This is a genomic window from Brevibacterium sp. BDJS002 (assembly GCF_028201555.1).
Taxonomy (GTDB): Bacteria; Actinomycetota; Actinomycetes; order Actinomycetales; family Brevibacteriaceae; genus Brevibacterium; species Brevibacterium aurantiacum.
This window is the reverse complement of the sequence record NZ_CP116392.1, coordinates 2,228,399-2,247,339: the sequence shown is the minus strand read 5'-3', so window position 1 is coordinate 2,247,339 and position 18,941 is coordinate 2,228,399. Positions and strand designations below refer to the sequence as shown.

Annotated in this window: 20 protein-coding genes, 1 tRNA gene and 1 pseudogene; 14 read left to right on the top strand and 8 right to left on the bottom strand. The window is 63.7% G+C overall.

The annotated features are described in order from the left end of the window. Positions 1-21 precede the first annotated feature (21 nt). From PGC08_RS10565 to PGC08_RS10545, 5 genes are all read left to right on the top strand, one after another. Positions 22-1,311, top strand: coding sequence for an acetyl-CoA C-acetyltransferase (locus tag PGC08_RS10565; protein WP_096145575.1), 1,290 nt, complete (start codon positions 22-24; stop codon positions 1,309-1,311). Further along, positions 1,308-2,660 carry a 3-oxoacyl-ACP reductase gene (locus tag PGC08_RS10560; protein ID WP_009881315.1) on the top strand — a complete coding sequence of 451 codons (1,353 nt, stop codon included), beginning with the start codon at positions 1,308-1,310 and terminating at the stop codon, positions 2,658-2,660. The genes PGC08_RS10565 and PGC08_RS10560 overlap by 4 nt, the downstream gene beginning before the upstream one ends. Beyond that, positions 2,660-3,514, top strand: coding sequence for a MaoC family dehydratase (locus PGC08_RS10555; protein WP_271708401.1), 855 nt, complete (start codon positions 2,660-2,662; stop codon positions 3,512-3,514). The genes PGC08_RS10560 and PGC08_RS10555 overlap by 1 nt, the downstream gene beginning before the upstream one ends. 115 nt (positions 3,515-3,629) lie before the next feature. Continuing rightward, a tRNA-Leu gene (locus PGC08_RS10550) sits at positions 3,630-3,717 on the top strand. A 183-nt stretch (positions 3,718-3,900) separates the two neighbouring features. Beyond that, the gene (locus PGC08_RS10545; protein ID WP_096160733.1) at positions 3,901-5,208 is read left to right on the top strand and encodes a M20/M25/M40 family metallo-hydrolase; all 1,308 of its coding nucleotides are present in this window, start codon (positions 3,901-3,903) and stop codon (positions 5,206-5,208) included. On the opposite strand, the gene PGC08_RS10540 is transcribed toward PGC08_RS10545, so the two are convergent. Together PGC08_RS10540 and PGC08_RS10535 are read right to left on the bottom strand one after the other, a co-directional pair. Then, a complete protein-coding gene (locus tag PGC08_RS10540; RefSeq protein ID WP_193078193.1) occupies positions 5,162-6,139 on the bottom strand; it encodes a DMT family transporter in 978 nt (325 codons plus the stop codon). The genes PGC08_RS10545 and PGC08_RS10540 overlap by 47 nt on opposite strands. Before the next feature lie 10 nt (positions 6,140-6,149). Then, positions 6,150-6,353 carry a DUF5703 family protein gene (locus PGC08_RS10535; RefSeq protein ID WP_029416462.1) on the bottom strand — a complete coding sequence of 68 codons (204 nt, stop codon included), beginning with the start codon at positions 6,351-6,353 and terminating at the stop codon, positions 6,150-6,152. A 37-nt stretch (positions 6,354-6,390) separates the two neighbouring features. Between PGC08_RS10535 and PGC08_RS10530 the strand changes: the two genes are divergently transcribed. Beyond that, positions 6,391-7,095, top strand: coding sequence for a histidine phosphatase family protein (locus PGC08_RS10530; RefSeq protein WP_009881310.1), 705 nt, complete (start codon positions 6,391-6,393; stop codon positions 7,093-7,095). Positions 7,096-7,223: 128 nt separating this feature from the next. Here the strand turns inward: PGC08_RS10530 and PGC08_RS10525 are convergent, their stop codons facing one another. Continuing rightward, the gene (locus PGC08_RS10525) at positions 7,224-8,057 is read right to left on the bottom strand and encodes an undecaprenyl-diphosphate phosphatase (RefSeq protein ID WP_009881309.1); all 834 of its coding nucleotides are present in this window, start codon (positions 8,055-8,057) and stop codon (positions 7,224-7,226) included. Between the two features lie 69 nt (positions 8,058-8,126). Here PGC08_RS10525 and PGC08_RS10520 point away from each other — a divergent pair, with 69 nt between their 5' ends. Continuing rightward, complete coding sequence (locus tag PGC08_RS10520; protein WP_271708400.1) at positions 8,127-9,029, top strand: aldo/keto reductase; 903 nt, start codon at positions 8,127-8,129, stop codon at positions 9,027-9,029. Positions 9,030-9,092: 63 nt separating this feature from the next. Here the strand turns inward: PGC08_RS10520 and PGC08_RS10515 are convergent, their stop codons facing one another. Further along, entirely contained in the window at positions 9,093-9,374 is a 282-nt protein-coding gene (locus PGC08_RS10515; protein ID WP_009881307.1) for a hypothetical protein, read from the bottom strand. Between the two features lie 57 nt (positions 9,375-9,431). On the opposite strand from PGC08_RS10515, the gene PGC08_RS10510 reads away from it, so the two are divergent. The 3 genes from PGC08_RS10510 to mshC all read left to right on the top strand — a co-directional run bounded on the left by PGC08_RS10510 (position 9,432) and on the right by mshC (position 12,146). After that, complete coding sequence (locus PGC08_RS10510; RefSeq protein WP_096158744.1) at positions 9,432-9,995, top strand: DUF3090 domain-containing protein; 564 nt, start codon at positions 9,432-9,434, stop codon at positions 9,993-9,995. 5 nt (positions 9,996-10,000) lie between these two features. Next, positions 10,001-10,813, top strand: coding sequence for an SCO1664 family protein (locus PGC08_RS10505; RefSeq protein WP_271708399.1), 813 nt, complete (start codon positions 10,001-10,003; stop codon positions 10,811-10,813). A gap of 73 nt (positions 10,814-10,886) precedes the next feature. Further along, the gene (mshC, locus tag PGC08_RS10500) at positions 10,887-12,146 is read left to right on the top strand and encodes a cysteine--1-D-myo-inosityl 2-amino-2-deoxy-alpha-D-glucopyranoside ligase (RefSeq protein ID WP_009881304.1); all 1,260 of its coding nucleotides are present in this window, start codon (positions 10,887-10,889) and stop codon (positions 12,144-12,146) included. A gap of 70 nt (positions 12,147-12,216) precedes the next feature. On the opposite strand, the gene PGC08_RS10495 is transcribed toward mshC, so the two are convergent. Next, positions 12,217-13,047, bottom strand: coding sequence for a proteasome assembly chaperone family protein (locus PGC08_RS10495; RefSeq protein WP_009881303.1), 831 nt, complete (start codon positions 13,045-13,047; stop codon positions 12,217-12,219). 22 nt (positions 13,048-13,069) lie between these two features. Here PGC08_RS10495 and PGC08_RS10490 point away from each other — a divergent pair, with 22 nt between their 5' ends. Further along, complete coding sequence (locus tag PGC08_RS10490) at positions 13,070-13,729, top strand: HAD family hydrolase (protein ID WP_226838341.1); 660 nt, start codon at positions 13,070-13,072, stop codon at positions 13,727-13,729. Here the strand turns inward: PGC08_RS10490 and PGC08_RS10485 are convergent. Both PGC08_RS10485 and PGC08_RS10480 read right to left on the bottom strand, forming a co-directional pair. Further along, positions 13,707-14,273 carry a RecB family exonuclease gene (locus PGC08_RS10485; RefSeq protein WP_271708398.1) on the bottom strand — a complete coding sequence of 189 codons (567 nt, stop codon included), beginning with the start codon at positions 14,271-14,273 and terminating at the stop codon, positions 13,707-13,709. The two genes, PGC08_RS10490 and PGC08_RS10485, sit on opposite strands and share 23 nt — an antisense overlap. A gap of 62 nt (positions 14,274-14,335) precedes the next feature. Further along, positions 14,336-14,515: pseudogene (locus PGC08_RS10480) on the bottom strand (PD-(D/E)XK nuclease family protein); the annotation flags it as partial. Between the two features lie 106 nt (positions 14,516-14,621). Between PGC08_RS10480 and PGC08_RS10475 the strand changes: the two are divergent. From PGC08_RS10475 to arc, 3 genes are read left to right on the top strand one after another with little or no spacing between them, the layout of a single operon-like run. Then, positions 14,622-15,782 (top strand): site-2 protease family protein, encoded by a 1,161-nt coding sequence (locus tag PGC08_RS10475; protein ID WP_096158741.1) that lies wholly within the window; start codon positions 14,622-14,624, stop codon positions 15,780-15,782. A 46-nt stretch (positions 15,783-15,828) separates the two neighbouring features. After that, complete coding sequence (locus tag PGC08_RS10470) at positions 15,829-16,866, top strand: tRNA (adenine-N1)-methyltransferase (protein ID WP_096158740.1); 1,038 nt, start codon at positions 15,829-15,831, stop codon at positions 16,864-16,866. Beyond that, positions 16,863-18,515 carry a proteasome ATPase gene (gene arc, locus PGC08_RS10465; protein ID WP_009881298.1) on the top strand — a complete coding sequence of 551 codons (1,653 nt, stop codon included), beginning with the start codon at positions 16,863-16,865 and terminating at the stop codon, positions 18,513-18,515. The genes PGC08_RS10470 and arc overlap by 4 nt, the downstream gene beginning before the upstream one ends. 14 nt (positions 18,516-18,529) lie before the next feature. On the opposite strand, the gene PGC08_RS10460 is transcribed toward arc, so the two are convergent. Then, positions 18,530-18,937 (bottom strand): DUF3054 domain-containing protein, encoded by a 408-nt coding sequence (locus tag PGC08_RS10460; RefSeq protein WP_009881297.1) that lies wholly within the window; start codon positions 18,935-18,937, stop codon positions 18,530-18,532. Positions 18,938-18,941 lie beyond the last annotated feature (4 nt).

Here is an 18,941-nt window from a genome sequence, read left to right as displayed (position 1 = left end):
ATCCATATACCGGAGGTGCAAATGTCCACTCCCAATCAGCGCGCTGTCATCCTCGGCGGCAACCGCATTCCGTTCGCTCGTTCGAACAAGCAGTACTCCAAAGCAAGCAACCTCGATATGCTCACGAGCGCCCTCGACGGACTCGTGGCCCGCTTCGGCCTCGCCGGAGAGAGCATCGGTGAAGTCGCCGGCGGTGCTGTCCTGAAGCATTCGAAGGACTTCAACCTGACTCGTGAGGCGGTGCTCGGCTCCGCCCTGTCGCCGACCACTCCCGCATTCGACGTCGGTCAGGCCTGCGCCACCGGCCTTGAGACCGTGGTCAGCCTCAACAACAAGATCAACGCCGGCCAGCTCGAGTCGGGCATCGCATCGGGTGTGGACTCAGCGTCGGACGCGCCGATCGTCGTCAACGACTCGATGCGTGAGATCCTGCTCGAGCTCACGCGGGCCAAGACACTTGCGCAGCGGGCGAAGATCGCCGCGCAGATCCGTCCCGCCTACCTGGCTCCGCAGGCTCCGTCGACAGCTGAGCCGCGCACAGGCATGAGCATGGGCGAACACCAGGCGATCACCACCGCCGAGTGGAAGATCACCCGCGAGGCCCAGGACGCTCTGGCTCTGGCCTCTCACCACAACCTCGCCCGCGCCTGGGACGAGGGATTCTTCGATGACCTCTCGACTCCGTACCTCGGCGTCAGCCGGGACACGAACATGCGCGCGGATTCCTCCGCCGAGTCCTTGGCCAAGCTCTCACCTGTCTTCGGCAAGAAGCTGAGCACTCCGGCCACGATGACTGCCGGAAACTCGACGCCGCTGACAGACGGAGCCTCCTCCGTCCTGCTCGGCAGCGAGGACTGGGCAAGCGAGCACGGCTTCACACCCCTGGCTCGCCTCGTCGACGCCGAAGCCGCTGCAGTTGACTTCGTCGACGGTGCCGAGGGTCTGCTCATGGCTCCGGCCTACGCAGTCCCGCGCCTGCTGGCCCGCAACGGCCTGACCTTCGAGGACTTCGACGTCTTCGAGATCCACGAGGCATTCGCCTCGACAGTCCTCAGCCACCTGGCGGCATGGGAATCGGAGAAGTTCTGCCGCGATAAGGCAGGCCTCGACGGGGCACTGGGATCCATCGACCGCAGCAAACTCAACCCCTTGGGCTCGAGCCTCGCCGCCGGACACCCGTTCGCGGCGACCGGTGGACGCATCATCGCCTCCACCGCGAAGTACCTCAAGCTCACAGGCAAGAAGAGGTCGCTGGTCTCGATCTGCGCAGCAGGCGGCCAGGGACTCACCGCGATTGTGGAGGCAGCATGAAAGACACCTACCTGGGCCTGGTCAACGGCCCACTGAAGCAGGTCGCGAAGACCCTGGGCCTGCCCCAGCCGGTCGAACTGCACCGCTTCGACTCGACACCGGCGGACTACCACCGGAAGCCGGTCCTCGTCCTCGGATCCGGGCCTGAGGCACAGAAGCTGGCAGATCTGCTGCTCGACAACGGTCTTGAAGTTCGGCGCCATGCCAGCTCGGGGGAGTCCCTGCGAGCGATCATCGCCGTCTTCGATGACGCGTCAGCCCCCGCAGACCTGTCTGAGACCGTGCTTGAGATCGGAACGGCACTGCGATCACTGGCCCGCTGCGGTCGGGTCATCACAGTCTCAGCAGCCCCCAAGCCTGAGCAGCAGAGCCCGGAGCTCGCGGCAGCGACTCAGGGAATCACCGGCCTGACACGGTCGATGGCTCACGAGATGCGCAGCGGAGCGACCGCCAACGGCATCCTCCTCGACGGCGTGGATGTCCAGGCTCCCTCCGTGGCCACCGCGCTGTGGTTCCTGCTCTCCGGCAAATCAGCCTATGTCTCGGGGCAGTTCATCACCGTCTCGACTCAGGCCGGCACACCGATCGGGATGAAGGAATTCCTGTCCACCGGTGACGTTGGGCCGCTGGCCGGGCGCACCGCTGTGGTCACCGGTGCCGCCCGTGGAATCGGCGCTGCGATCGCACGCAACCTGGCCCGCGACGGAGCCCACGTCATCGGCGTCGACATGCCCCAGGCCGGGCAGGCACTGGCTGAGGTGATGAACGAAGTCGGCGGCAGGTCCCTCCAGCTCGACATCACCACAGACACCGCGGCGGAGAAGATCGCCGAGGCTGTCGGCGGACCGGTCGACATCCTCGTGCACAACGCCGGAATCACCCGTGACAAGATGCTGGCGAACATGGATGCCTCCCGTTGGAACTCCGTCATCGCCGTCAACATCGCCTCCCAGGCCCGGATCAACGCCCACCTGCAGGCCAAGGGGCTGTTCGCTGAGGGTGCTCAGGTCGTGTCACTGGCCTCGACCTCGGGCATTGCGGGCAACCGCGGACAGACGAACTATGCGACGTCGAAGGCCGGGGTCATCGGACTCACAGCCGCCTCGGCGTCGGACTTCGCGAAGCTCGGCGGCACGATCAACGCTGTGGCCCCCGGCTTCATCGAAACCGATATGACCGCCAAGATGCCGGCGTTGACCCGCCAGGTCGCCCGCAGGCTCTCCAGCCTCCAGCAGGGAGGACACCCTGTCGACGTGGCCGAGACCATCGGCTTCCTCGCCTCGGCGGGGGCCAGGGGCATCAACGGTTCGACACTGCGCGTGTGCGGCCAGAACATGGTGGGTGCGTGATGGCGAAGGAATCCATGCTGCCGCTCTACGCGAAGGCCGTGCTCAAGGCACTGCCGTTGGGCACACGCACGAGTCCTGATCTGCCCACCCGCGCCCTGGATCGCAGTATGCCGATCGAGGCCGATGCCTACGCCGGGTTCACCACCGTCGTCGGCGCCGGTCTGGGCAACACCGTCCATCCCGGCTACCTCCACGTGCTTGCGTTTCCGTTGAGCATGCAGCTCCTCGGTGACCCCGAGGTGCCGCTGCCGATGATGGGCATGGTCCATGTCCACAACCGCATCGACAGCCTCGGCGCCGTACATGTCGGTGACAGCGTCGACTTCCATGTGGAGTTGGCCGGTCCGTTCCAGCATTCTGCTGGAACCACGGTCGAGGTCATCGTCGAGGCCAAGGTCGAGGGCGAATTGCGCATGCGCGAGACCACGACCTATCTGGCCAAGGGCAAGAAGCTGCCCAATGCCGAATCGAAGCCGCAGCCACCGCGGGAGGAGTTCACGGCTCCTGAGCCGACCGCATTGTGGCGACTCGATCCGATCATCGGGCAGCGCTACGCCCACGCTTCGGGTGATTACAACCCGATCCACCTCAACGGACTCGCGGCGAAGGGCTTCGGCTTCCCGCGCCTCATCGCCCACGGAATGTACGGCGCTTCGCGTGCCCTGTCTGCGGTCGATACGAGGCTGAGCTCCTACCGGTGGGACGTGTCCTTTGCCAAGCCCGTGCTGCTGCCGTCGACGGTCGGTTTCGCGATCACCGAGGGGCGTCGGCATGAGGCCGCGAAGTTCGCTGTCTTCGACCTCAAGTCCGGCAAGCCGCACATCCTCTCCGAGGTCTCAGAACTTCGCGAATGAGCCTGTGCAGGCGCCGGTGAGGAGCTCAGCGCAATCAGTTGAGTGCCGTGCGTCACAATCGACCGATCTGATTTTGCACGGCCGAAAGTCGCGTGTAAAGTAATCTCTGTTGCCAGCGCGAGTGGCGGAATTGGTAGACGCGCTAGCTTGAGGTGCTAGTGCCCAACTTATCGGGCGTGGGGGTTCAAGTCCCCCTTCGCGCACAACAGAGGAAATGGCCTCCGGATCTGATCCGGAGGCCGTTTCTCATTCACCCCCCGGGTGCTTGGTGAGCATCACGACTGGCCGTCAACTCTCAAGATTGCCGGACATCTCCGGTGTTGTCGACGCGGGTGCTATAACGTGGATCACGTCAGCGCATTTCCACCGATCCGACGGGAGACACCGTGTACGATTTCAGCGCCGCCGAAGCCGAGGTCACTTCCCTGTGCCAGCAGCTCATCCGCATCGACACCCAGAACTGGGGCGGCAACAAGGTCAATCCTGAACGCCCTGCCGCGGATCTCATCGCCGCCTGGTTCGACGAGGTGGGCCTGGAGTCCACCATCATCGAATCGGAACCGGGACGGGCCTCGCTGGTGGCACGGATCAAGGGCACAGACCCAGATGCCGACGCGCTCGTCGTCCACGGCCACACCGATGTGGTCCCGGCGGCAGCCGAGGATTGGAGCGTGGACCCCTTCGCCGGTGTCATCAAGGATGAGCTGCTCTGGGGTCGCGGGGCCGTTGACATGAAGGACATGGACGCGATGATCATCGCCGCCGTCCGAGACATGCTGCGCCAGGGGCTGCGTCCCCGTCGTGATCTCATCATCGCCTTCTTCGCCGATGAGGAAGCCGGGGGCAACTACGGCGCCCGGTACATGGTTCGCAATCACCCGGAGCTCTTCTCCGGTGCCACCGAAGCGATCTCCGAGGTCGGCGGCTACTCCGTCGATGTCCGAGGTCAGCGCGTCTACCTCGTCCAGACAGCTGAGAAGGGACTCGCCTGGCTCAACCTCATCGCACATGGGACGGCCGGCCACGGCTCCCAGCGCAACGACGACAATCCGGTGACGCGTCTCGCCGCGGCTATCGCGCGCATCGGCGAATACCCATGGCCGCAGGAGATCCCGGTGGCCACCAGGCAGCTCCTCGAGGGCGTCGCAGAGATCACCGGAATCGAATTTCGTGCCGATACGATCGGTGAGCTCCTGGCTGAACTGGGTTCGGTCGAGAAGTTCGTCGCACCCACCCTGCAGAACACCTCGAATCCCTCATTCCTCAACGCCGGCTACAAGCACAACGTCATCCCGGGCACGGCCACCGCCTACGTCGACTGCCGCACCCTGCCGGGTCAGCACGAGGATGTGATGCTCAAGATCAAGGAGCTCGCGGGGGAGGGCATCGACATCGAGGCCAATGACGAGGGGGACGCACTGGAGGCCCCCTTCGACACCCCGCTGGTTGCTCAGATGCAGAAGAGCCTGCTCGATGACGATCCCACAGCGAAGGTTCTGCCCTACACGCTCTCAGGCGGCACCGACAACAAGTCCATGGCGGAGCTGGGAATCACCGGCTACGGGTTCGCCCCACTGCAGCTGACCGGCGATCTCGACTTTCCAGCCATGTTCCACGGCGTCGACGAGCGGGTGCCGATTTCGGCGCTCAAGTTCGGGGCGAGGGTCCTGGGCGATTTCCTGATGAAGGCATAATCGTAATCGCGATTCCGACGAGCACCAGGGCGGCGCTGAGGACCGTCGTGGTGCTCACCAGGGATCCGGGAATCGGCAGCAGGAGATCAAGCAGCAGTGCGCCGAGGAGATTCCCGAACAGCGAGAACAGGCTGAGCAGGAGGACACCGAGTTTGGCCACGGTCAGAGCGGTCAGCCCGATGAAGATGACTCCGAAGGCTCCGCCGAGCAGCATCCACCACTGAGTCGGTTCCGTCGGGAAGCCGGCCCAGGACACTCCGCTGAGCATAATGACCCCGGCGGCCACGAGAAGCGCGAGGAACCCCACCGCGAAGTTCACAGTGGTGGCCACGATGACCGACCCGGTGGCTGACTTGATCCGTCCGTTGAACGCCTGCTGCACGGAGGTCAGAGCACCGGAGACGAAGGGCAGAAGCAGAGCCCACAGGGGGACTCCGAGCGTGAGTCTCTCTGAGGCGCCGTAGACCAGGGCCGCGATGACGACGATGACCCCGAAGACCCGGAGGATCGTCAGGCGCTGTTTCCCGCCCGGCGGGAGGCGTGTGGAATCGACGGCAAGGCCACCGGTGACCTGACCGGAGACAAAGGCCATCGTGAACATTGCGACGCCCATGATCGGGACGGTCGAGGCTTGGGCGATGACGACGAGGCCGCCGCTGAGCCCGCCGAGGAGCATCCACCACGGCATCGCACGGCTGCGAACCAAGCGGATCAGAGTCCGCGCACCGGTCCGAGAGCGCGAGGAACACAGCATCGTCGTCCCCACGAGGATGAGCCCGACGATGAAGGACACGAGCGCGGCGAAGACCGAATGGCCCAGAACCGGGCCGAGGAGGCCGTTGGCGCGACCTTGGAGCGACATGGCACCGCCGGCCACGATGGTGACGAGGCCGGCGAAGAGGACAGGAAGAAGCGCAGCGGGTGATTTCACAGGTGTGGTGTCAGCTGCTCAACGTCAGAGGCATGATCTTGCGACGCAGCCAGACGGTCTTGGTGCCGCCCATGGAGATCCGGGTTCGGGCAAGCTCCCACTTGCCGTATTCGGCCTCATCGTTGAGTTCCTGAAGACTGACCGAGCGGGGTGTATCTCTGGAGAACGAGACCTTGCGAAACTCATAGGTCATGGCCGGACGCTGACGTTTCATAGGCCCACTGTAGATGATCTGGGCTAGGGTTGATGGCATGCCCGTCATCGTTCTCCTCAGGCACGGCGTATCCAGTGCGAACACAGCAGGGATCCTCGCCGGGCGCGCTCCCGGCGTGTCGCTGACCGATCAGGGTATCAGCGCCCTTCGTGAGACCCTGCGGATGCTCCCGAACCAACACTTCTCCCGCCTGCTGCATTCGCCGCTTCTGCGGTGTGAGCAGACCGCAGAGATCGCGCGGGAGACGATCAGCGCCGACACCGTGGCAGCCGTCGACGATCTCATCGAGCTCGACTACGGGGAGTGGACGGGACGCAGTCTCAAGGACCTCGGTGGTGAAGAACTGTGGAAGACCGTCATCGACAATGCATCCCAAGCACGTTTCCCCGGCGGAGAGTCCATCGCCGAGGCGGCTGAGCGTGCCGTCGCACGCGTAGCGACCGTCGTCGAGGAGCTGCGTAATGAAGAGCGCGACGACGAGAAGCAGCGAGACCCAAACTCCGATGAGAAGAAGACCAGCACCAGCCGGTGGGCGATGCTCGTCTCTCATGGAGACATCATCAAGGCGCTCATCGCCGACGCGCTGGCCATGCCGCTCGACGACTTTCAGCGCATCAGCGTGGCACCGGGCTCATTCACCGTCATCGACTACTCAGGACCCCGACCCGTGCTGAGTGCAATGTCGATCACCGCCGCAGGGCTGGCCGAGGGGAACACGCCGGGCGGCGGAGGGCTGCGCTGAAGTTCGTTCCTTGAAGCATTGAAGGTTCCTTGAATCGCTGAAGGGCGGTCACCGCAGCTGCTGTGACCGCCCTTCTCTCGGCTTGACCCCTTGGGTCGTTATCCGATGGCTCGGGTGGCGGCGGTGGCTCAGGTGGCGGCGAGAACGCCGGTGCCCAGCAGAACGTAGAGCACGAGGCCCAGGGCCACGCGGTACCAGACGAAGATCGCGAACGACTTCGTCTTCACGTATCCGAGGAACCAATGGATGACGAGGAGTCCGAGTCCGAAGGCGATGATGGTGGCGAGGATCGTCGGGCCCCAGCCGATGACCATGTCCGTGCTGCCCAGCGTCTGGAAGACGGAATAGAAGCCTGAGCCCAGGACGGCCGGGATGGCGAGCAGGAACGAATAGCGGGCGGCTGCCGGGCGGTCGAAGCCCATGAAGCGTCCAGCCATGATCGTGCCGCCGGACCGCGAGACTCCGGGGATGAGGGCAAGCGCCTGGGCGAAGCCGTAGGCGATGCCCTGGCCCCAGGTCATATCCTCGAGAGTGCGTTCCTTCTTGCCCACCCAGTCGGCGAGGCCGATGATGAGACCGAAGACGATGAGCATGGTCGCGGTGATCCACAGGCTGCGCAGGGCACCTTCGATAGCGTCCTGGAAGAGCAGACCCAGGATGACGATGGGGATGGAGCCCACGATGATCAGCCAGCCGAGCCGGACCTCCGGGTCCTTGCGGTCATGCTTTCCGACCAGCGCCTTGCACCATTTGGAGATGATGGAGACGATGTCGCGCCAGAAGTAGACGACGACAGCCGCCTCGGTGCCGATCTGGATGATGGCGGTGAAGAACGCTCCCGGGTCCTGGCCCGGCAGCATGAACTCTCCGACGATGCGCACATGTGCAGAGGATGAGATCGGGAGAAATTCCGTCAGTGCCTGAACGATGCCGAGCACAGCGGCGACCAGCCAGTCGTACATGCGTCTCCTAGAGAAAGTGGGGTGGGAACGAAACCACGGTAGTCGCCGAATCGGGTAACCTCAACAATCATGAAGCAACAACGCCTCGGCAGCACCGGTCTTGAAGTCAGCGAAGTGGGTCTCGGCACATTCGAATGGGGGCACCGGGTCGACGCCGCAGTCGCACAGCGACTCGTCGACGAGTACGTCGGTGCTGGTGGGAACCTCATTGAGCTTCCCAGTTCAGGTGTCCACGCGGCCCAGGTGCTGTCCCAGCTGAGACTTTCTGAGGAGATCGTGTTGGTTGCCCGAGTGGGCGTGTCAATGAGTGAGCCATCCCACATCGAGGTGGGTCTGGGGCGAGCTCGGATCCTTGACCAGGTGGATTCGCTGCTGCGCACGACCGCACGCTCGCACATCGATGTGCTCATCCTCGATGTCTTCGATGCTGACGTGGACAGGGCAGAGACCGCCTCGGCGATCGACACCCTGCTGACATTGGGCAAGATCCGCTACGTCGGTGTGTCTCACCACGCCGGCTGGGAACTGGCGGAGATGCGCGGAGCGGGCGTGCCGATCGCCTGCGCCATGGCCGAATACTCCCTGCTCAACAGGGAGGCGGAGAACGATCTGCTGCCCGCAGCCAACTATGCAGGGGTGGGACTCATCGCCGGTGCCAGCCTGGGCAGGGGAGTGCTGAGCGACAAATATCGGCGCGGCACTCCACAGGACTCGCGTTTCGCGGTGGGTGAACTCACCGACTATGTGGGTGCCTACCTCGACGAACGTTCGACTCGGGTGCTGGCAGGAGTCCGCAAGGCTGCGGCTGCACTGGGCGTGACCACGGCGGACATCGCACTGGCATTCAACAGGTACCAGGGCATCACGTCGTCACTGGTCTCCGCCCGCACCCCCGAGCAGCTGTCCCAAGTGGTCAGCAGTGAGGTCGAACTCGAACCCGAGATCGCCGAGGTGCTCGATCAGATCTCCTGATCCAGCAGGCTGACTGACCAGGTTCAGGCTGTCTGACCAGGCCTCAGACAGGGTCGACGAAGCTCAGTCGTCCTCGTCATCATCCTCGACGGCGAAATCACCGTCGAGGTCGTTGTCGTCGTCATCTTCCTTGGCGTCTTCGACATCGTCGAAGAGCTCGAACGGAGTGACCTCGTCGTACGCGGTGTAGATCGCGTCCTCATAGATTTCGAAGGCGTCGGCTAAGGCCATGTAGGCAGCTTCGACACGGGGGTCTTGGTCTCCATTGCGGTGTGCGGATGCAGCGAAGTGCTCACCCACTGCTTCGAGGAATGCGTCCAGGGCCTCACGAGGATCAGTGCTCATGACTCAAATGTATCCCAGGGAAGTCGGACATGTAAGTCTTTGAACTAGGCTGAAGGCATGGCAGCTTTGTACGACCACCCCACCCCAGAACGTTTCGTCGTCGGCACGATCGGTCTGCCCGGCGAGCGAACGTTCCTCTTGCAGGCGAAATCAGGAAGTTCACTGACGACGGTGGTGGTGGAGAAGGAACAGGTCGAGATCCTCGCCGATCGGATCACCGAACTTCTCGACATGGTCATGGTCAAAGACCCTGCGGCGCGAGTGCCCCAGTCTGCCATCGACGAACGCATCGACAACGCGGGCCTCAACGTTCCGATCGAGCCGGAGTTCCGGGTCGGCACCATGAGCCTGGGGTGGGACACCGTCGCCCACGAGCTCGTGGTCGAATGCTTCGAACTCACCGAAGCGGACGCTCAGACGGGCACTTCGGCAGAACCCGACGACGATGAAGTGGACCGGGAGGTGCTGCGCATCGTTCTCGACGCCGCCGGCTCCCGCGAATTCGCCCGCCGAGCCGACCAGGTCGTCTCCGCCGGTCGTGGCGACTGCCCCTTCTGTTCGCTGCCGTTGGAGCCAGAAGGCCACCTGTGCCCCCGCGCCAATGGGATTGCGCGAACCTGAGTCCCATGCACGAAGATTTCGCCAGGCAGGCTCTGGAAGAAGGCTCCTGCACCGTGATGGGGGCAATCCCACGAGCCAGCAACGACACTCGCCTGGTGGTCGTCGACCATGCCGGCACACACCTCAAAGCCGTCTACAAACCGGCATCGGGAGAACGTCCCCTCGCCGATTTTCCGCAGCACACCCTGTCATTGCGTGAAGTGGCGTCCTACCGACTGAGCTCCCACCTCGACCTCAACGTGGTCCCGCCGACCGTCCTGCGCGAAGATCTGGGGGCAGGGATAGGCTCCCTGCAGGCCTACGTCGAGGATGCCGGCGACGATGACTCTGTGTCCCTCACCACGGTCAACGCCATCCCGGCCGATCACACCCCGATGTTCGCCCTGCGCACCGAGGACGGCACCGATCTCGTGCTGTCCCACGACACCGGGGACGAACTCCGAGCGATCGCCTTCTTCGACCTTCTGGCCAACAACGCCGACAGAAAAGCCGGCCACATCATCACCGGCAGCTACCTGCCGGGCAGCGGCCCGACCAGCATCGGCACCTACGGCATCGACAACGGTCTGACATTCCATGCCGAGGAGAAGCTGCGGACCGTACTGTGGGGGTTCTCTCGCTCGTCGTTCCAGGTGGATGAACTCGACGCTCTCGACGAGGTGGCTCGAATGCCCACGGAGCTGGTCTCCGCGCTGGAGGAGTGCCTGGACGAGGACGAAATCGAGAGCCTGCAGCGCCGCGCCGAGGCGTTGGGGGAGGCCGGAACCTTCCCCGAACCGCCCGAAGATCGGACCGTCATCCCCTGGCCGCCGATCTAGGCTGAGAAACGACCGCGAGAATCGTCTGAGGCAGGAAGTGCCGTTCTGCTATGACTCGGTTAGGCTAGTCTCCGTGAAGTCATGGTCCGAACCTCAGCTACCCCGCCTCACCAGCTCCGGAAAGGTGCCGACAGTCTTCGACACCGGCACTCGGAGCCCACGCAGACTCAAAGGGCGTGACCAGGCAGCGGGTCTCTATGTATGTGGAATCACCCCGTACGACGCCACCCACCTCGGTCACGCCGCAACCTATGTCGCGTTCGACCTGCTCAACCGGGTTTGGCGCGACGCGGGGCTCGACGTCGTCTATGTGCAGAACACCACCGACGTCGATGACCCCCTGCTTGAGCGGGCCGACGCGACCGGTGTCGATTGGCGTGAACTCGCTGAATCCCAGATCGAACTCTTCCGCGAGGACATGAGCGCACTGCGTGTGCTTCCTCCGCAGAGCTACATCGGCGTCGTCGAGTCCGTCGACCAGATCGTGAAGGCGGTGGAAGACCTCGTTGATTCGCGGGCCGCCTACACCCTCGACAACGGTGACGTGTACTACCGAGTCTCCACCCCGATCAATCCGCCCTTCGGCAGCGTCAGCCACGATGATCGGGCCACGATGGCCAAACTCTCCGCCGAACGCGGCGGGGATCCGGAGACTCCGGGCAAGGACAATGAGATCGACCCGCTGCTGTGGAAAGCCGCACGCGAAGGCGAACCGTCCTGGGACGGCGGAAAGCTCGGGCCGGGACGCCCGGGATGGCACATCGAATGCACCGTCATCGCCGACAAGTATGCCGGGCTTCCTGTCGACGTCCAGGGTGGCGGCAGCGACCTCGTGTTCCCACACCATGAGATGAGCGCAGCCCACGCGGCTGCGTGGAAGCAGACACCTTTGGCCCGGACCTACATGCACACCGGCATGGTCGGATACCAGGGCGAGAAGATGAGCAAATCGAAGGGCAACCTGGTGCTCGTGTCGAAGCTGCGCGAACAGGGTGTTGATCCGATGGTCATTCGCACCGTGCTGCTGTCGAACCACTACCGCAGCGACTGGAACTTCACCGAGGACCTGCTGGAAACCGCCTCGGCGCGGCTGAAGGCCTGGAGGCATGCGGCGATGTGCGAAGCCGAATGTCGGGAAGGACTGCGCGGGCACATCATCGGGCTGTTGCGTGAGTCCCTGGCAGATGACCTCGACAGCCCCCGTGCATTGGGCATTCTCGACGAATGGGCCGAGCACTACGCTGACTCACCCGCGGCCGAGACCGCGCCGGTGTGCGGAGACAGGGTCGCCGACGCCGTCGACGCCCTGCTCGGCATCAATCTGCACGCCTGACCGACCCTGAGGGTCTGACCGACTCTGAGAGCCTGACTGGCTCTCAGAGTCGACTGGCTCTCGGGCTCGACTACCTCTCGCGACCGCGTTTGCGCAGGTAGCGCTCGAACTCGGCGGCGATCGCATCGCCGCTGGCTTCGGGCAGCTCAGTGGAGTCATTGAGTTCTTCGAGTCCCTTGAGCAGCTCCACCAGATGTGGGTTGAGCGCGACCAGCTCATCAGCACCGAGTTCCCAGGCTCGGCTCTCTTCTTCGAGCACGGGAATGTCGATCTCGTGCCCGGTGTACTTCTCCACCGCCGAGGCGAGGGCCAGTTCTGCCTTGGGTGAGGGGGAGTCGGTGAGGTAGTCGGGTACGCCGACCCACAGGTTGATCGCGCGCAGCCCGCGTCTGTCGCATTCGACGCCGAGGAGGCCGAGAATGCCGATCGGACCCGAATACCCGTTGACATCGATGCCCAGATGAGTGGCGAGTCGAATGTCTTCGGTGTTCGCGACGACAGGCAGCGGTCGCGTGTGCGGGACCTCGGCGTGCAGCCCTCCGAGCAGGACCACGCAATCCTCGGCGGTGACCTCGGCGAGGATGAGGGACAGGAACTCACGCCACTTCAGACCCGGCTCATGTCCCTGAATGATGGTGATCGGGGTGCCCATGTGCTGCCCCCGATGGACTTCGATGCCCGGCCAGGCGATCGTTGCGCGGTTCGATTCGTCTCGCACGATCTCAGGTTCTGAGAATCTGAACTCATAGAAGCCGTCGGTGTCCAAGATCTCACTGTCGTTGAGTTCCCACGCATCGATGAGATCCTTGACCAGCGAACTTGCGGCTTCGGAAGCATCCGCATCCTGCCCTTCGAAGGCGATGAACACGAGTGCCCCGGACCCTGATGGAAGAAAAGTCATGCTTCCAGATTACGCTGGAATCATGACGAATCCTGCCGCAGTCCTCTGGGACATGGACGGAACTCTGGTTGATACGGAACCGTATTGGATCAGGGCCGAGACCGAACTGATGAACGCTCACGGCATTGACTGGTCCGAAGAGCAGGGCCTGGAATTCGTGGGCAATGATCTGCTCACCTCTGCGGCGATGATGCAGGACGCGGGACTCGACCTGCCCGCCCGAGAGATCGTCGACACCCTCCTCGACGAGGTCGTTGCGAAGATCGAAGCCTCAGTGCCGTTCCGTCCGGGAGCTCTTGAGTTCCTCGACGCGATCGTGAGTGCCGGAATTCCCTGCGTGATGGTCACAATGTCCTATCGCCGACTCGCCGAAGCCGTCATCTCGGCATGCCCGGAGGGCAGCTTCGTCGGCCTCATCGCCGGCGACGAGGTCAGCGCCGGCAAACCTGATCCCGAGCCCTACCTCAAGGGTGCGGCGCTGCTGGGTCTGGAACCGGGAGCCTGCGTGGCGCTCGAAGACTCAAAGCCCGGGTTGGCCAGCGCGGAAGCGGCCGGGACCATCGCCATCGGCATCCCGCACCTGGTTGAGCTCGAACAGCGCCCAGGCCGGAACCTGTGGTCGAGTCTTCAGGGGCGCGGTGTTGCTGACCTGCAGGAGCTCACGTCCCAACTATCCGTGTGATCTCCGGAGTCGGTGGGGGAGTGTTCCCCCATGCCGGGCACAGCGGTTTGAAGGTGCACCAATTGCACAGGGGTGATTTCTTCGGACGCCAACGATCAGCCTCGGCGGAGGCGATGATGTCCTTCCAGATCGACTCGATCTCAAACTGGGTGCGCTCGATGTCACTCATCGTGGGATGAGACTTGAGGATGGACTGCGACCCCAGATACATGAGCTGCAGAGTGTGGACGAGTTCACCCGTGAGCCGATATTCGACGAGGGCGTAGAAGCCCATCTGGAAATGGGCCTCCCTGCCGTATTGGGGTTTGGGCTGCTTTCCGGTCTTGTAGTCGACCAGACGCTTCTCACCGCCCGGTGCGACATCAACCCGATCGATGAAGCCGCGCAGCTCGAGACCGTTGTCGAGCTGGGTGCGGACATACTTCTCCGTCTGCTCCGGTTCGAGATGCTCGGGGAACTCGAGACTGAAGTAGGCACGCAGCAGGTTTGCTGCCGTAGTGAAGAAGGTCTCCTTCTCACCCTCGTCTCCGAAAATCTCCAGCACGTCGGGGTCCTTGTCGACGAGTTCGTCCAGCTGGGACGCAACAGCGACTCGGCGACATCCTGGGTCCGTCGTGCAGCAGGCAGCTCAAAGAGCTTCTCGAGCACGGAGTGGACGACCGTGCCCCTGAAAGCGACCTGCGAAGGCGGCTCCGGCAGCTTGTCGATGCTGCGAAATCGGAATTTCAAGGGACATTGTACGAAGTCGTTTGCCCGTGAGGGCGAAAGACTGATCAGCTCGGCCATGTGACTACTCTAACGACTTGCCCTGACACGACGCGTCAGAACACGTCGAGGACCCCGTCGCTGTTAGGCTGAGTAGACCCGACCCCAAGCAAGAGGAACTCCTTCCATGGCCGCGAAAAATCACCAGACTGGTGCCTCTTCGGGCTTGCGCCTGGGGACTGTTCTCGGCGCCCCGGTGATCCTGGCCTGGTCATGGTTCCTCGCCGCCATCGTGATCACGATCCTGTTCGCCCCGTGGGTGAATACCGTCCGCCCCGACCTCGGTGTCTGGGCCTGGTTCGTCGCCTTCGCGTATGCGGTCCTCCTGTTCGCTTCGGTCTTCCTCCACGAACTGGCACACGGTGTCGCCGGCCAGTTCTACGGGCTCAAGGTCGCCGCGATCGAACTCAACATCTGGGGTGGATTCACCCGGTTCGAGCCGCAGGCCGACAATCCTCGTGACAAGGCGGCGCTCACCAGCTTCGTCATCTCCATCGTCGGTCCGATCGTCAACATCGTGCTGGCGCTGCTGGGCTGGTGGTGCCTGAGCGCGGTCTCGCCGACCTCGGTGCCGTGGCTCCTGCTGATCGCGGTCACCTTCGCCAACGTCGCCCTCGGCGCGATCAACCTGCTGCCGGGCATTCCGCTCGACGGAGGGTGGGCTCTGCAGGCTCTGATGTGGAGACTGACCGGCTCGCAGTACCTGGGCACGATCGTTGCCAGCTGGGTCGGGCGAGTCATCGCCATCGGCTTCATCGGCTGGTCTGTCATCACCCCGCTGCTGGCCGGAGAGCGTCCCGACCCTCTGACGGTGGCGTGGATGTCGCTGATCGCCATCATGCTGTGGTTCTCCGCCGGAGACGCGGCAACTCACGCGAAGCGGGCCCGGAAGATGGAGACCTACGACCTCTCCCAGGTGATCCAGCCGGCTATCGCCGCAACCTGGGACGCCGATCTTGCGGACACTCTCGACTACGCGAACACGCTGGGCAATGCGAAGGAACGCACCCTCATCGTCGTCCTCGACCAGAAGGGCCTGCCCTACGGCCTCGTTGACAGGCATGCCGCTGCCGGCCGCCTCGCCGAGTCCTTGGACCAGGTCCCGGCCGGAGAAGTCGCCCGCCCCCTCGCCGGGTGGATCGGTGTCCCGAAGGACATCACAGCACCCCATCTGCTCGAGTCGCTGACACATCGCCCCAAGGCGCAATTCAGCCTGGTCATGGACGAGAACACCCTGGTGGGCGTGATCGACCTGCAGGAATTCTTCGACGAGCTTCTCGCAGCCTGAACCAGGTGTGCTGAGACACTTCCCATCAGCGTAGAGTGGACGCATCATGACTGAGGCAAGCCATACCGAACCCCGCCGGGCCCTGAAGATCGGCGAGAAGATTCAGCTCACCGACCCCAAGGGCCGTATGCACACCATCGTGCTCGCTCCCGGTGAGCTGTTCCACACCCACAAGGGACTCATCGAACACGACGCCATCATCGGTCGCACCGAAGGCATCATCGTGTCGAACACCGGGGGCATCGACTTCCAGGTCTTCCGTCCCCGCTACGAGGACTTCGTCCTGTCCATGCCCCGAGGGGCCGCGGTCGTCTATCCCAAGGACTCCGGGCTCATCGTCACCCTCGGCGACATCTTCCCCGGTGCAGTCGTCGTCGAAGCAGGCGTCGGATCCGGGGCACTGTCCATGGCCCTGCTGCGGGCAGTCGGTCCCACCGGACGGCTGCACTCCTTCGAACTGCGCGAAGAGTTCGCGACCATCGCCGCCGGGAACATCGCAGATTTCTTCGACGGACGCCCCGACAACTGGTCGGTCACCGTGGGGGACCTGAGCGAGGAGCTGCCTCAGGCCTACGAGCCAGGCACCGTCGACCGGGTCGTCCTGGACATGCTCACACCGTGGAACACTCTAGACGCGGTGAGCGGGGCTCTGGCACCCGGGGGAGTCGTCATCGCCTATGTGGCCACCGTGCCCCAGCTCTCTCGCTTCGTAGAGGCGCTGCGGGCCACCGAATGCTTCAGCGAACCTCAGTCGATGGAAGCCATGGTCAGAGGCTGGCACGTGGATGGACTCGCCGTCCGTCCCGATCACCGGATGATCGCCCACACCGGCTTCCTCGTCATCGCCCGACGCATGGCACCCGGAGTCGCCCCGTTGGAGAAGAAGAAACGACCACAGGGCGCCCCGGCATCGAGCGAAGACGTTGATGCCTGGACGAAACCGGAAGTCACCAACGAAGCCGTCGGCGCCAGAGTCGCACAGGGAAAGAAACTGCGTCGCGTCATGCGCGAAGCAGGAAAACGGTTGGACCACGACGTGTCGACTCCCGAGTCGGACACTCAAGGGTCGAAGGAGGACCAATGACCGAGACCACGCCCGAAGCCAAACGTCAGCGCGAGGACACTGCGGCATTGCGCCAACAGCTCTTCAGCGCCGGAAAACGCAACGAAGCCCTGTCGAAGACCCTGCGCACAGCACGCGATGAGCTCAACAGGATCAAGGAAGAGGCCCGTCGACTGACGGAGCCGCCGAACAACTGGGGCACGCTCATCGGGCTCGGCGATAAGGGACTGAACGCGGACGTCATCGTCGGCGGACGCCGAATGCGCGTCGCCGTCGGCCCCGAGGTGGACCCTGCCGAGCTGCGTGCCGGCACCGACGTGCTGCTCTCCGAAGGCCTCGTCATCATCGGGACCGGCTCCTTCGCCCCGGTGGGCTCGGTCGTCAACGTGCGTGAGTTCGTCGACGACACCCGCATCCTCGTCGGCGCTCCCGGCGATGATGAGCAGGTCTTCATCCTCGGCGAAGATCTCATCGACTCCGGACTGCGCGTCGGAGACGCCGTGGTCGTCGACACCCGTACTCACTACGCCCTCCAGGTTGTTGAGAAGCCGGAAGTCTCCTCGCTGCTGCTCGAAGAGGTCCCGGACATCACCTACTCCGACATCGGTGGACTGGCCGACCAGATCGGTCAGATCAAGGACGCAGTGGAGCTGCCCTTCGAACACCCTCAGCTCTACACCGAGCACGGCCTCAAACCACCCAAGGGCATCCTGCTCTACGGCCCACCCGGCTGCGGCAAGACGCTGATCGCGAAGGCCGTGGCCAACTCGCTGGCAGATCGAACCGGAGCAGGCCAGTCTCGGAAGACCTACTTCCTCAACATCAAGGGCCCCGAGTTGCTCGACAAGTACGTCGGTGAGACCGAACGTCAGCTGCGACTCATCTTCGCCCGGGCTCGGGAGAAGGCTTCGGCCGGGTTCCCCGTCGTCGTCTTCTTCGACGAGATGGAATCCCTGTTCCGCACGCGCGGCACCGGCAAGTCCTCGGACGTGGAGACGACGATCGTGCCGCAGCTGCTGACCGAGATAGATGGTGTCGAACAGCTCGACAATGTCATCGTCATCGGCGCATCGAACCGTGAGGACCTCATCGACCCGGCCATTCTGCGCCCGGGACGCCTCGATGTGAAGATCCGCATCGAACGTCCCGATGCTGATGCGGCCCGAGACATCTTCGAGAAGTACCTCACCGTCGACCTGCCGCTGCACCCGAGCGTGCTGTCAGGACATGAGACCCCCGCCGAGGCGGTGTCGGCCCTGATCTCGTTCTGTGTCGATCGCATGTTCGCCCTGTCGCCGGAGAACGAATTCGTCGAAGTCACCTATGCCGACGGAGCGAAGGAAGTCCTGCACTTCGCGGACTTCGCCTCCGGTGCCATGATCCACAACATCGTGGACCGGGCGAAGAAGAGCGCGATCAAATCGCTGCTCGAGACGGGTGAACGCGGTCTGCAGCCCAGGCACTTCGAAGAGGCCATCGCCGAGGAATTCAGCGAGCACGAAGATCTGCCCAATACGACGAATCCCGACGAATGGGCCCGAATCTCAGGACGCAAGGGGGAGCGGGTGACTCATCTGCGGATGATGCACCTGGATACGACTCGTGGAGCGCCTGCGGTGCCTTTGGAGTCGGACATCGCCGAGGTGTACCCGAACTCAGATCTGGTCTGATCCGGTCCGCCTGTTCAGCGGCGGCGTCGGCGAGGCCTGGTGCCGCCGCCGGATACGGCCGTGGCGATCATGCGCCACCCGACCAGGGTGATGAGATTGAGGCTCGTGGCCACGATCATGAAGCTCACGGGCACCTGTCCCGGCTCGCCTCCGGCACCCGTGATGCCGCGGATGACGAGGCCGATGAGGATGGTGATCGCCCAGACTCCTGTTCCCGTGGCCAAGGGCGCGATCGGACGGTCCCAGACAGCTGCGAGCAGCCAGGCGACGCCGAGTCCGACCAGGAACGGCCACGCTGTGGTCAGCAGCCCCTGGGGATCGAAATTATGAGAATGTGTGTAATGACCGATAATGGTGAAGAGGACGACCAGGACGAGGTCGACGATCAACGCGATCGGGAGATGAGATTTCTTCGTTGCCACGTCC

Bases quoted from the DNA above. Each gene is read 5' to 3' on its own strand.
- PGC08_RS10525 (WP_009881309.1), bottom strand. From the start codon at position 8,057: ATGTACGACTGGCTGGTCGCCGCTGTGCTCGGCATCGTTCAGGCACTG.
- PGC08_RS10495 (WP_009881303.1), bottom strand. From the start codon at position 13,047: ATGACTTTTCTTCCATCAGGGTCCGGGGCACTCGTGTTCATCGCCTTC.
- PGC08_RS10505 (WP_271708399.1), top strand. From the start codon at position 10,001: ATGCACGAAGATTTCGCCAGGCAGGCTCTGGAAGAAGGCTCCTGCACC.
- PGC08_RS10475 (WP_096158741.1), top strand. From the start codon at position 14,622: ATGGCCGCGAAAAATCACCAGACTGGTGCCTCTTCGGGCTTGCGCCTG.
- arc (WP_009881298.1), top strand. From the start codon at position 16,863: ATGACCGAGACCACGCCCGAAGCCAAACGTCAGCGCGAGGACACTGCG.
- PGC08_RS10520 (WP_271708400.1), top strand. From the start codon at position 8,127: ATGAAGCAACAACGCCTCGGCAGCACCGGTCTTGAAGTCAGCGAAGTG.
- PGC08_RS10470 (WP_096158740.1), top strand. From the start codon at position 15,829: ATGACTGAGGCAAGCCATACCGAACCCCGCCGGGCCCTGAAGATCGGC.
- PGC08_RS10490 (WP_226838341.1), top strand. From the start codon at position 13,070: ATGACGAATCCTGCCGCAGTCCTCTGGGACATGGACGGAACTCTGGTT.
- PGC08_RS10565 (WP_096145575.1), top strand. From the start codon at position 22: ATGTCCACTCCCAATCAGCGCGCTGTCATCCTCGGCGGCAACCGCATT.
- PGC08_RS10515 (WP_009881307.1), bottom strand. From the start codon at position 9,374: ATGAGCACTGATCCTCGTGAGGCCCTGGACGCATTCCTCGAAGCAGTG.
- PGC08_RS10560 (WP_009881315.1), top strand. From the start codon at position 1,308: ATGAAAGACACCTACCTGGGCCTGGTCAACGGCCCACTGAAGCAGGTC.
- PGC08_RS10530 (WP_009881310.1), top strand. From the start codon at position 6,391: ATGCCCGTCATCGTTCTCCTCAGGCACGGCGTATCCAGTGCGAACACA.
- PGC08_RS10555 (WP_271708401.1), top strand. From the start codon at position 2,660: ATGGCGAAGGAATCCATGCTGCCGCTCTACGCGAAGGCCGTGCTCAAG.
- PGC08_RS10535 (WP_029416462.1), bottom strand. From the start codon at position 6,353: ATGAAACGTCAGCGTCCGGCCATGACCTATGAGTTTCGCAAGGTCTCG.
- PGC08_RS10510 (WP_096158744.1), top strand. From the start codon at position 9,432: ATGGCAGCTTTGTACGACCACCCCACCCCAGAACGTTTCGTCGTCGGC.